This window comes from Pseudomonas sp. (assembly GCF_049645325.1).
Lineage (GTDB): Bacteria > Pseudomonadota > Gammaproteobacteria > Pseudomonadales > Pseudomonadaceae > Aquipseudomonas.
On the sequence record NZ_JBARTQ010000488.1, the window covers coordinates 1 to 11,634 of the forward strand.

Consider the following 11,634-nt stretch of genomic DNA (forward strand, 5'->3'; position numbering starts at 1 on the left):
AAGCACAATAGCCTAGTCGTTTCATAGTTGGCATAGCATTCCCCCCCAAGCAACAGCAAGCAGAGACCCAACCCACAACGATATGGGAATTAACCTACAAAAAAACACTAACTCGGAGGTGTCCGGCTTTATGGAGACTTTCAGAAGTTTCCGGACACATATATATTTTGAGTGAAATATCCGCCGCAGAAGGGGGGCGAGGTAAACGGAGCGCACAAGACTTTCAGGAAATGCCCATTGCGGTTCGCTGCCAGGCGAGTGAACGGGTGAAAAAAATCCGACTATTTTAGTTCCATTCAACATGCGTTAAAACTTCCTTAATTCCTACAGAATTTTCAGCGTCTTACAGACCCACTGTAATAAGGTAGTGAAACTTCTGTAAGACATAGTTCCTGGGAAGGTGTTAGAAATTCGTTCAACCGCGCGAAAGGCTTCAACTCATAAACTTTAAGTTTCAACAGAACATAAACATTTAGCAGGACAAACTTAAACATGGCTGTCTGTTCAAGCCGTGTGGTTTTTATTCAGGCAAAAAAAATGGCCCCTTGAACAAGGGGCCATTTTTCACAACGAGGGATCAATCAGAACAGCTTGCGACCCTTGTTGGCTGCGATGCGCATGCGCAGCGCGTTCAACTTGATGAAGCCTGCCGCGTCCGCCTGATTGTAGGCGCCGCCGTCTTCTTCGAAGGTGGCGATGTTGGCGTCGAACAGCGACTCATCGGATTTGCGACCGGTCACGATCACATTGCCCTTGTACAGCTTCAGGCGCACAACGCCGTTCACGTGGGCCTGGGAGGCATCGATCATCTGTTGCAGCATCAGACGCTCCGGGCTCCACCAGTAGCCGGTGTAGATCAGGCTGGCGTACTTCGGCATCAGCTCGTCTTTAAGGTGAGCGACTTCGCGGTCCAGCGTGATCGATTCGATCGCACGGTGAGCGCGCAGCATGATAGTGCCGCCTGGGGTTTCGTAGCAGCCACGGGACTTCATGCCCACGTAACGGTTCTCGACGATGTCGAGACGGCCGATACCGTGTTCACCGCCGATACGGTTCAGGGTCGCCAGCACGGTGGCCGGGGTCATTTCGACGCCGTCCAGCGCGACGATGTCGCCGTTGCGGTAGGTCAGTTCCAGGTACTGAGCCTTGTCTGGAGCGTTCTCCGGGGAGACGGTCCATTTCCACATGTCTTCTTCGTGCTCGGTCCAGGTGTCTTCCAGCACGCCGCCTTCATAGGAGATATGCAGCAGGTTGGCATCCATCGAGTACGGGGATTTCTTCTTGCCGTGACGTTCGATCGGGATGTTGTGCTTTTCGGCGTAGTCCATCAGCTTTTCACGGGACAGCAGGTCCCATTCGCGCCACGGAGCAATCACTTTTACGCCTGGCTTCAAGGCGTAGGCGCCCAGTTCGAAACGCACCTGGTCGTTGCCCTTGCCGGTAGCGCCATGGGAAATGGCGTCAGCGCCGGTTTCGTTGGCGATTTCGATCAGGCGCTTGGCGATCAGCGGACGTGCGATGGAAGTACCCAGCAGGTACTCGCCTTCGTAGACGGTGTTGGCGCGAAACATCGGGAAAACGAAATCGCGGACGAATTCTTCGCGCAGGTCGTCAATGTAGATCTCTTTCACGCCCATGGCTTGCGCCTTGGCACGTGCAGGTTCGACCTCTTCGCCCTGACCCAGGTCAGCGGTGAAGGTCACCACTTCACAGTTATAAGTATCCTGCAGCCACTTGAGGATCACCGAAGTGTCCAGGCCGCCGGAATACGCGAGAACGACCTTGTTTACGTCGGCCATGCCATCACTCCACGGGGTTGTACGGAAAGCCGTCGATTCTACCGACCAAAACCGTGAATTTACAGAGGCGCGACAGCAAATGAAGATAAAGCGACAGATTATGTCGAGCGGGCGACCGATGGCCGCACCTTACGATGTGTGTGCAGGGTTGCTCGGTGCAGCGGCTTGGGGCGCCGGTTTCTCGGGGGCAGCCACGCGTTCAAGCTGAATATTCACGCGACGATTGCGCGCCCGGTTCGCGGCATTGGTGTTGGGCGCCAGCGGATAGCTTTCACCGTGGAACCGCAGGGTAACCTGTGATTCCTGGATACCGTTGGCCTTGAAATAGTCCATCACGGCCAAGGCGCGGCGGCGCGAGACGTCGCGGTTGGTCAGGCGGTTGCCGCTGTTGTCCGAATGGCCATTCAACTCGACGTGGTTGACCGTGGGGTCGGCTTTCATGAACGCGAGAATCACGTCCAACTTCTTCTTGGCCGCCGCGTCCAGCTCAATGCCGCCACCGGGGAAGCCGACTTCGGTCTGTTTGACCTGGTCGTAATTCATCGGCAACAGCTTGGCCGTGCACAGTTGATAGTCGTTGTAGGCCTTGTTGAATTTCACCGGCAGCAGGCGAATTTCCGAGTAGCCGCCTTCGCGCCCATAATGCCGCACGGTGGGGCTGCGCCCTTCGAGCAGGCCACTGAACAGCCGCCCGGCCTGGGCCTGGGAACTGTTGAACAACACATCGCCACTGCCGACGCGCACGGCGCCGAGGTTGATGTCACCGCGCCCCGGCTGCCACGGCGCGGCGGCCGCCAATAAGGTCGCCGAGCCTGCGCCGAGCGCGCCGCTGTAGGCTTTCAGGCGAAACGTCGCCTGCTCGCCGGCCCGGCGCACGAACTCACCCGAGCCGAAATCGGTGATCGGCTGGGTCAGGCGGCACTCGAACTGGTCGCCTTCCACCTTCCACTCAATGTTCTCCAGACGTGTCTGGAACGTGAGGGCCATCGCAGGCAGGCTGGCGAACACACTGAGCAGGGCTAGATAATGCTGGCGCACGGGAGGCTCCACTGGTTTCTACAACACTTCAAAGCGTCATACGTCGTTAAGGCATACCCAGGGATATCGGACGCCTGCAGCAAAACTTGATAGCGAGTGCCTGCAAGAGTCTTTTCCGGTAGCATTCCCACCAGATTGACCCGCCTGGAATCCCCAATGTCCGACCGCCTGACCCTGCTGCGTCCCGACGACTGGCATATTCATCTTCGCGATGGTGCTGCGTTACCCCAAACCGTGGCCGATGTAGCGCGCACGTTTGGCCGCGCCATCATCATGCCTAACCTGGTACCTCCGGTGCGTAATGCCGCTGAAGCCGACGCCTATCGCCAGCGCATCCTCGCTGCGCGCCCGGCCGGCAGCCGCTTCGAACCGTTGATGGTGCTCTACCTGACCGACCGTACCCAGCCCGAAGAAATTCGCGAGGCCAAGGCCACCGGTTTCGTGCACGCCGCCAAGCTGTACCCGGCGGGCGCGACCACCAACTCCGACTCCGGCGTGACCAGTATCGACAAGATCCTGCCGGCGATCGAAGCCATGGCTGAAGTCGGCATGCCGCTGCTGATCCACGGTGAAGTCACCCGTGGCGACGTTGACGTGTTCGACCGTGAAAAGATCTTCATCGACGAGCACATGCGCCGTGTGGTCGAGCTGTTCCCGACGCTGAAAGTGGTGTTTGAACACATCACCACCTCAGACGCCGTGCAGTTCGTCACCGAGGCTTCGGCCAACGTCGGTGCGACCATCACCGCGCATCACCTGCTCTACAACCGCAACCACATGCTAGTGGGCGGGATTCGGCCGCACTTCTATTGCTTGCCGATCCTCAAGCGCAACACCCATCAGGTGGCCTTGCTGGATGCCGCCACCAGCGGCAGCCCGAAGTTTTTCCTCGGCACCGACTCCGCGCCCCACGCCCAGCACGCCAAAGAAGCCGCGTGCGGGTGTGCCGGTTGCTACACCGCGTATGCCGCCATCGAGCTGTACGCCGAAGCGTTTGAACAACGCAACGCGCTGGACAAGCTCGAAGGTTTCGCCAGCCTCAACGGCCCGCGTTTCTACGGCCTGCCGGCGAACACCGACCGTATTACCCTGGTTCGTGAAGATTGGACCGCCCCTGCCAGCCTGCCGTTTGGCGAGCTGACCGTTATCCCGCTGCGCGCCGGTGAAACACTGCGCTGGCGCCTGCTGGAGGAAAGCAAGTGAGTGAAGACCATTACGACGACGAACACGAGCACAGTGGTGGCGGTTCCCGTCACCCGATGGCCGAGCGGTTTCGCGGTTATCTGCCGGTCGTCATCGACGTAGAAACCGGTGGTTTCAATTGCGCCACCGACGCCCTGCTGGAAATCGCCGCGACCACCATCGGCATGGATGAACAGGGTTTTGTGTTCCCGGAACACACCCATTTCTTCCGCGTCGAGCCGTTCGAAGGCGCGAATATCGAAGCGGCGGCCCTGGAATTCACCGGGATCAAGCTCGATCACCCGCTGCGCATGGCGGTGAGTGAAGAAGCGGCGCTGACCGATATCTTCCGTGGCGTGCGCAAGGCGCTGAAGGCCAATGGCTGCAAACGCGCGATCCTGGTCGGCCACAACAGCAGCTTCGACCTGGGCTTCCTGAATGCCGCCGTGACGCGCCTGGACATGAAGCGCAACCCGTTTCACCCGTTCTCCAGCTTCGACACCGCCACCCTCGCGGGCCTGGCGTACGGCCAAACTGTATTGGCGAAAGCCTGCCAGGCGGCCGGTATCGACTTTGACGGCCGTGAGGCTCACTCGGCCCGCTACGACACCGAGAAGACCGCTGAGCTGTTCTGCGGCATCGTCAACCGGTGGAAGCAGATGGGCGGCTGGGAAGACTTCGGCGACTGAAGTTAAACCCCGCGCATAAAAAAACCGGCCCTCACAGGCCGGTTTTTTTATGCCTCGAACGTGGCTTACAGCTTGCCGGCGTTCTCGGTCAGGTAAGCCGCAACACCTTCGGTGGAAGCGGTCATGCCTTTGTCGCCTTTTTTCCAGTTGGCAGGGCAAACTTCGCCGTGCTCTTCGTGGAATTGCAGGGCGTCGACCAGACGGATCAGCTCCTCCATGTTACGGCCCAGCGGCAGGTCGTTGATGATCTGCGAGCGCACAACGCCCTTGTCGTCGATCAGGAACGCGCCACGGAACGCCACGCCGCCTTCGGACTCAACGTCGTAGGCCTTGGCGATGTCGTGCTTCATGTCGGCAGCCATGGTGTATTTGACTTTGCCGATGCCGCCATCATTGATGGCGGTGTTGCGCCAGGCGTTGTGGGTGAAATGGGAGTCGATGGAAACGGCGACCACTTCAACGTTACGCGCCTTGAAATCGTCCATGCGGTGGTCCAGAGCGATCAGCTCCGACGGGCAGACGAAGGTGAAGTCCAGCGGGTAGAAGAACACCAGGCCGTATTTGCCTTTGATGGCTTCAGACAGTTTGAAGCTGTCGACGATTTCGCCATTGCCGAGGACGGCTGGAACGTCGAAATCCGGGGCTTGTTTACCGACGAGTACGCTCATTGGGTTTCTCCTGATGCAAGGGTGACGATTGAAGTAAAAGGACCGGCCCGAGTCTGCCGTTTATAAGCGACAGCCCTGTGACGCAGTCACGCTTCGTGAAGACCGGCCATCATACACTGAAAAAACCGTTCGTCAGCGCGTCGGCATTACGCCGAAAAGACCTGTGAATCTACTTTGACAATCATTCTCGTTAACATTAAGATCCACCGCACTTAAGCCTTAAACCCGCGACGGTTCTCCCTTATGTATGTCTGCCTCTGCACTGGCGTCACCGACGGACAAATCCGCGAAGCAATCTATGAAGGTTGCTGCAGCTACAAGGAAGTGCGTGAAACCACCGGCGTTGCCAGCCAGTGCGGTAAATGTGCCTGCCTCGCCAAGCAAGTGGTACGGGAAACCCTGACGCAGCTGCAAACAGCCCAGGCCGCGCTCCCCTATTCTGCAGAATTTACACACGCCTAATCAGGCGTGTTTTAAAGAACCGGACTTAGTGTCCGGTTTTTTTATGCCCGTAATTCAATTAGTTAGCGCCAAGACGCGGAACACAAACATTCTTATTCCGATTAATTTTCATTTATTATTCAATAACTTAGGTTTGACACCAGGTATTTCGCCGCTCAGACTCTGCCTTATACACAGCTATTACAGGGCAGGACCCCAGTCATGAAAGGCGACATCTCAGTCATCCAGCAACTCAATAAAATCCTTGCCAATGAACTGGTCGCGATCAATCAGTACTTTCTGCATGCGCGCATGTATGACGATTGGGGCCTGGAAAAGCTGGGCAAGCGTGAATACAAAGAATCCATCAAGGCCATGAAGGACGCCGACGCGCTGATCAAGCGCATCCTGTTCCTGGAAGGCCTGCCGAATGTGCAGGACCTGGGCAAGCTGAACATTGGCGAGCACACCCAGGAAATGATCAGCAGCGACCTGGGCTTTGAACGCAAGAGCCACAGCGACCTCAAGGCCGCCATCGCTCACTGCGAAACCAAGGGCGACTTCGGCAGCCGTGAACTGCTGGAAGATATCCTCGAAGACCAGGAAGAACACATCGACTGGCTGGAAACCCAACAGGGCCTGATCGTTAAAGTCAGCCTGGAAAACTACCTGCAGTCGCAGATGGGCGAATAAGCCACATCGCGCAGGACTAAAAAAGCCCCGCTCTCTCACAAGAGGCGGGGCTTTTTATGGCCTGACCTATTTACACAAGCATCACGCTTCTGTTTTGGCTGCGGCTTTGGCGGCTGCGTCTTTGACCAGCGCTTGCAACGAACCATCAGCTGCCATTTCAGTGATGATGTCGCTACCGCCGACCAGCTCGCCGGCTACCCACAGTTGCGGGAAGGTTGGCCAGTTGGCGTACTTTGGCAGGTTGGCGCGGATTTCAGGGTTTTGCAGGATATCCACGTAAGCGAATTTCTCGCCACACGCCATGATGGCCTGGGACGCCTTCGCGGAGAAACCGCACTGAGGAGCGTTCGGAGCGCCCTTCATGTAAAGCAGAATGGTGTTGGCAGCAATCTGCTCTTTGATCGTTTCGATGATATCCATGGAACACCTCGGCTGGAACTTTGCGACTCACAGGTCGGCACGGTGGCGCATTGTAACGCAAAATTCCAGCGCGGTGCTCGGGCCTTATGCGGCGGCCACCTGTACCGGCACGCCGTTCAGCGCGGCGTTTCCAGACAATTCATCCAATTGCCGCTCGTCGGTCAGGTCATTCGCACTGGCGCCGGGCTGGCTGCTGGCGATGGTCATCTGCACGCCTGGGCGGCCATGGCCCCAACCGTGAGGCAGGCTGACCACACCGGGCATCATGTCCAGGCTGGCGACCACTTCTACCTCGATCATGCCGATGCGCGAACTCACACGCACCCGCTGGCCATCATTCAGTTGGCGGCTGGCCAGGTCATCGGGATGCATCAGCAATTGGTGGCGCGGCTTGCCCTTCACCAGGCGATGATAATTGTGCATCCAGGAATTATTACTGCGCACATGACGGCGCCCAATCAGCAGCAGCTCGTCCGCCACCGGCATCGGTTGCGCCGCGAAACGCGCGAGGTCCGCCAGGATTACAGCGGGCGCCGCCTGTACTTGGCCGTTGACGGTTTTCAAACGAGCGGCGAGGTTGGCATGCAGCGGTCCCAAATCTACGCCATGGGGATGATCGGCGAGCATTGCCACCGACAGTTTGTGTTCGGAGGCATCACCGTAGGTGCCCGCACGCAGCCCAAAGTCGATCATCTGTGCGGGCGGCATCGTCGGTTTCAGCGCCACGCCTGTCTGCGCCGCAAACGCCTTGGCCAAGCCGACAAAAATCTCCCAGTCATGCATCGCGCCCTCCGGCTTAGGCAAGATCGCGCGATTGAAGCGAGTGACGTTACGCACCGCGAACATATTGAACGTGGTGTCGTAGTGGTCGTTTTCCAGCGCTGAAGTGGACGGCAGGATCAGGTCGGCATAACGCGTGGTTTCGTTGATGTAGAGGTCGATGCTGACCATGAACTCCAACCCGTCCAGCGCCTGCTCCAGCTGCCGACCATTCGGCGTTGAGAGCACCGGGTTGCCCGCCACCGTCACCAGTGCGCGGATTTGTCCTTCGCCCTCGGTGAGCATTTCTTCAGCCAGTGCCGACACTGGCAACTCGCCACCGTACTCGGGCCGACCGGACACCCGGCTTTGCCAGCGATTGAAATGCCCGCCGCCGGTAGAGGCGACCAAATCCACCGCCGGCGTGGTGCACAACGCCCCGCCGACGCGGTCGAGATTGCCGGTGACCAGATTGATCAGTTGTACCAACCAATGACATAACGTGCCGAATGCCTGGGTCGACACCCCCATTCGCCCGTAACAAACGGCCTTGTCTGCCGCAGCAAAATCACGCGCCAACTGCCGGATCTGCTCGGCCGGTACCGCGCACTGGCGGCTCATGGCGTCGGCGGTGAACCCGGCGATGGCTTGGCGCACCGTCTCCAGGCCGTCCACCGGCAGGTGGCTATCACGCGTCAGGTGCTCGCTGAACAGCGTGTTGAGTACGCCAAACAACAGCGCCGCGTCCCCGCCCGGGCGCACGAACAGGTGTTGATCGGCCATCGCCGCCGTTTCGCTGCGTCGCGGGTCGACCACCACCACTTTGCCGCCCCGCGCCTGGATGGCTTTGAGGCGCTTTTCCACGTCCGGTACGGTCATGATGCTGCCGTTGGAGGCCAGCGGGTTGCCGCCGAGGATCAGCATGAAGTCGGTGTGGTCGATGTCCGGGATCGGCAGCAGCAAGCCGTGGCCGTACATCAAGTGGCTGGTGAGGTGATGGGGCAACTGGTCCACGGAGGTCGCGGAGAAGCGGTTGCGCGTCTTCAACTGGCCAAGAAAATAATTGCTGTGGGTCATCAGCCCGTAGTTATGCACGCTGGGGTTGCCCTGATACACCGCCACCGCGTTCTGCCCATGCCGGGCCTGGATGCCCGCCAGGCGCTCGGCTACAAGGCTGAAGGCTTCTTCCCACGCGATTGGCTGCCATTCGCTGTCCACGCGCAGCATCGGTTGGTGCAGGCGATCCGGGTCGTTCTGGATATCCTGCAGCGCCACGGCCTTGGGGCAGATATGCCCGCGACTGAAGGTGTCGAGCGGGTCGCCCTTGATCGAGGTAATCGCCAGGCTGCCGTCGTCCGCTTGAGTGGTTTCCAGGGTCAGGCCGCAGATGGCTTCACACAGATGGCAGGCACGGTGGTGGAGAGTCTTGGTCATGGCCAGTCTCTTATAGGGGGCATTGGATTCACTATGGGCTGCGCCAAGGGCGGGCACCAGTAACGTTCGCCCCGTGAATCGGCCGGCATAGGCCAAGGCATGGCGAAGCGTGTGCAAATGTTTCAAAAACCTCGCGCACGCCTCTGAAACCGACGCGGTCTGGCCTGGACCCGCCTGCGCGCATTGCAAAATGTCTCTGCGCCAGTGTACAAATGGGCCGCTGCCGTCTGGAAATTGTCTTCAAAAGCGCTACAGCGCCCCTCTTGAACACCCTTAAAAACCGTAGCCCTATTGGTAAGACGCGACATTTAATTATAAGATCGCGCCTTCCCCTATTTCGTCGCCCCGTGCGGCTTTCGCCGCAGGTCTCGCCCGTTGTCACAATAAACAAGGCTTTGAGTATCTGCGGTCTGTTGCAAAAAGGTAGTTAATGATGAGCGCAAGGCACTTTCTCTCCCTGATGGATTGCACGCCCGAAGAGCTGGTCAGCGTGATCCGTCGAGGCATTGAGCTTAAAGACCTGCGTAACCGCGGCGTACTGTTCGAGCCTTTGAAAAACCGTGTGCTCGGGATGATTTTCGAGAAGTCGTCGACCCGCACCCGCGTGTCGTTCGAAGCCGGCATGATCCAACTGGGCGGCCAAGCCATCTTCCTGTCGTCACGCGACACTCAATTGGGCCGTGGCGAGACGATTGCCGACAGCGCCATCGTGATGTCGAGCATGCTCGATGCCGTGATGATCCGTACCTTTGCCCACAGCACCGTGACCGAATTTGCCGCTCACTCCCGTGTGCCGGTGATCAACGGCCTCTCGGATGACCTGCACCCGTGCCAGCTACTGGCCGACATGCAAACCTTCCTTGAACACCGTGGCTCGATCCAGGGCAAGACCGTGGCCTGGATCGGCGACGGCAACAACATGTGCAACAGCTATATAGAAGCGGCGATCCAGTTCGACTTCCAGCTGCGCATCGCTTGCCCTGAAGGCTACGAGCCTGACGCACGCTTCCTCGAACAAGCCGGCGACCGCGTGACCGTGGTGCGTGACCCGCGCGACGCCGTACTCGGCGCGCACCTGGTAAGCACCGACGTGTGGACATCCATGGGCCAGGAAGAAGAAACCGCCAAGCGCCTGGCCCTGTTCGCGCCGTTCCAGGTAACGCGTGCCCTACTCGACCTCGCCGCGCCAGACGTGCTGTTCATGCACTGCCTGCCCGCTCACCGTGGCGAAGAAATCAGCCTCGACCTGCTCGACGACGCGCGTTCGGTCGCCTGGGACCAGGCTGAAAACCGCCTGCATGCGCAAAAAGCGCTGCTCGAATTCCTCGTACCGCCGTCGTACCACCACGCATGAGCCAGCCATTACTGCTGAACCTGCGCAATCTGGCATGCGGCTATCAAGATCAACGGGTGGTGCAGAACCTCAACCTGCACCTCAACGCTGGGGATATCGGTTGCCTGCTGGGCTCATCGGGCTGCGGCAAAACCACCACGCTACGCGCAATCGCCGGGTTTGAGCCGGTGCACGAAGGTGAAATCAGCCTGGCCGGCGAAGTGATCTCCAGCGCCGGGTTCACCCTCGCACCGGAGAAACGTCGGATCGGCATGGTGTTTCAGGACTACGCCCTGTTTCCCCACCTCAGCGTGGCCGACAACATTGCCTTCGGCATTCGCAAGCACCCGCACAAAGACCGCGTGGTCGCCGAGTTGCTGGAACTGGTCAACTTGAAGAATCTGGGCAAGCGCTTCCCGCACGAACTGTCCGGCGGCCAGCAACAGCGTGTCGCCCTCGCCCGCGCGTTGGCACCGGAGCCGCAGCTGCTGCTGTTGGACGAACCGTTTTCCAACCTTGATGGCGAATTGCGTCGCAAGCTCAGCCACGAGGTGCGCGAGATCCTCAAGGCACGCGGCACCAGCGCGATCCTGGTGACCCATGATCAGGAAGAAGCCTTCGCCGTGAGCGATCAGGTGGGGGTTTTCAAGGAAGGCCGTCTTGAGCAGTGGGACACGCCCTACAACCTTTACCACGAACCGCAGACGCCTTATGTCGCCAGCTTTATCGGCCAAGGCTATTTCATCCGCGGGCAATTGAGCTCACCGGAATCGGTCAGCACCGAACTGGGTGAGCTGCGTGGCAACCGTGCCTACACGTGGCCAACGGGTGGCGCGGTGGATGTGTTGCTGCGCCCGGATGACATCGTTTATGCGCCAGACAGCGCGTTGACAGCGAGGATCGTCGGCAAGACCTTCTTGGGCGCCTCGACGTTGTACCGCCTGCAATTGCCGACGGGCGCACAGCTGGAGTCGATTTTCCCCAGCCATGCGGACCATCAGGTGGGGGCGGATGTGGGGATTCGCGTGGCGGCGGAGCATCTGGTGTTGTTCCAGGCCTCGGGCAGTGTTGCGGCGCAGGTTCCTCACTCTGATTCCGGCGTGCGGCGCTACAGCCCAGCCAACTGACGAAATCGGCTCAAAAAATGTGGGCGCTGGCTTGCCTGCGATGGCCATAAG

11 protein-coding genes are annotated in these 11,634 nt (G+C 59.1%); 6 read left to right on the top strand and 5 right to left on the bottom strand.

Annotation, left to right across the window (positions count from 1 at the left end; translation table 11 throughout):
* Positions 1-581: 581 nt before the first annotated feature.
* The gene (locus WBB95_RS20880; RefSeq protein ID WP_088422930.1) at positions 582-1,799 is read right to left on the bottom strand and encodes an argininosuccinate synthase; all 1,218 of its coding nucleotides are present in this window, start codon (positions 1,797-1,799) and stop codon (positions 582-584) included.
* A 129-nt stretch (positions 1,800-1,928) separates the two neighbouring features.
* Positions 1,929-2,837, bottom strand: coding sequence for a flagellar protein MotY (locus tag WBB95_RS20885; RefSeq protein WP_424489307.1), 909 nt, complete (start codon positions 2,835-2,837; stop codon positions 1,929-1,931).
* Between the two features lie 156 nt (positions 2,838-2,993).
* Between WBB95_RS20885 and pyrC the strand changes: the two genes are divergently transcribed.
* Positions 2,994-4,040, top strand: a complete 1,047-nt coding sequence (pyrC, locus tag WBB95_RS20890; RefSeq protein WP_424489308.1) for a dihydroorotase — start codon at positions 2,994-2,996, stop codon at positions 4,038-4,040.
* Complete coding sequence (gene rnt / locus WBB95_RS20895; RefSeq protein ID WP_078740972.1) at positions 4,037-4,708, top strand: ribonuclease T; 672 nt, start codon at positions 4,037-4,039, stop codon at positions 4,706-4,708. The genes pyrC and rnt overlap by 4 nt, the downstream gene beginning before the upstream one ends.
* 65 nt (positions 4,709-4,773) lie before the next feature.
* Here rnt and WBB95_RS20900 read toward each other — a convergent pair whose 3' ends face one another.
* Positions 4,774-5,376 (bottom strand): peroxiredoxin, encoded by a 603-nt coding sequence (locus tag WBB95_RS20900; RefSeq protein ID WP_057724790.1) that lies wholly within the window; start codon positions 5,374-5,376, stop codon positions 4,774-4,776.
* Between the two features lie 243 nt (positions 5,377-5,619).
* Here WBB95_RS20900 and WBB95_RS20905 point away from each other — a divergent pair, with 243 nt between their 5' ends.
* Positions 5,620-5,838, top strand: a complete 219-nt coding sequence (locus WBB95_RS20905; RefSeq protein ID WP_010564137.1) for a bacterioferritin-associated ferredoxin — start codon at positions 5,620-5,622, stop codon at positions 5,836-5,838.
* Positions 5,839-6,039: 201 nt separating this feature from the next.
* On the top strand, positions 6,040-6,510 hold the full coding sequence (gene bfr, locus WBB95_RS20910; protein WP_424489309.1) for a bacterioferritin: 471 nt from the start codon (positions 6,040-6,042) through the stop codon (positions 6,508-6,510).
* Positions 6,511-6,591: 81 nt separating this feature from the next.
* Here bfr and grxD read toward each other — a convergent pair whose 3' ends face one another.
* Positions 6,592-6,930, bottom strand: coding sequence for a Grx4 family monothiol glutaredoxin (grxD, locus tag WBB95_RS20915; RefSeq protein WP_424489310.1), 339 nt, complete (start codon positions 6,928-6,930; stop codon positions 6,592-6,594).
* Between the two features lie 84 nt (positions 6,931-7,014).
* Positions 7,015-9,123: a molybdopterin oxidoreductase family protein gene (locus WBB95_RS20920; RefSeq protein ID WP_424489311.1), complete on the bottom strand. Its 2,109-nt coding sequence runs from the start codon at positions 9,121-9,123 to the stop codon at positions 7,015-7,017.
* A 433-nt stretch (positions 9,124-9,556) separates the two neighbouring features.
* Between WBB95_RS20920 and argF the strand changes: the two genes are divergently transcribed.
* Entirely contained in the window at positions 9,557-10,477 is a 921-nt protein-coding gene (gene argF, locus WBB95_RS20925) for an ornithine carbamoyltransferase (protein WP_424489312.1), read from the top strand.
* Positions 10,474-11,583 carry an ABC transporter ATP-binding protein gene (locus WBB95_RS20930; protein ID WP_424489313.1) on the top strand — a complete coding sequence of 370 codons (1,110 nt, stop codon included), beginning with the start codon at positions 10,474-10,476 and terminating at the stop codon, positions 11,581-11,583. The genes argF and WBB95_RS20930 overlap by 4 nt, the downstream gene beginning before the upstream one ends.
* Positions 11,584-11,634: the final 51 nt, after the last annotated feature.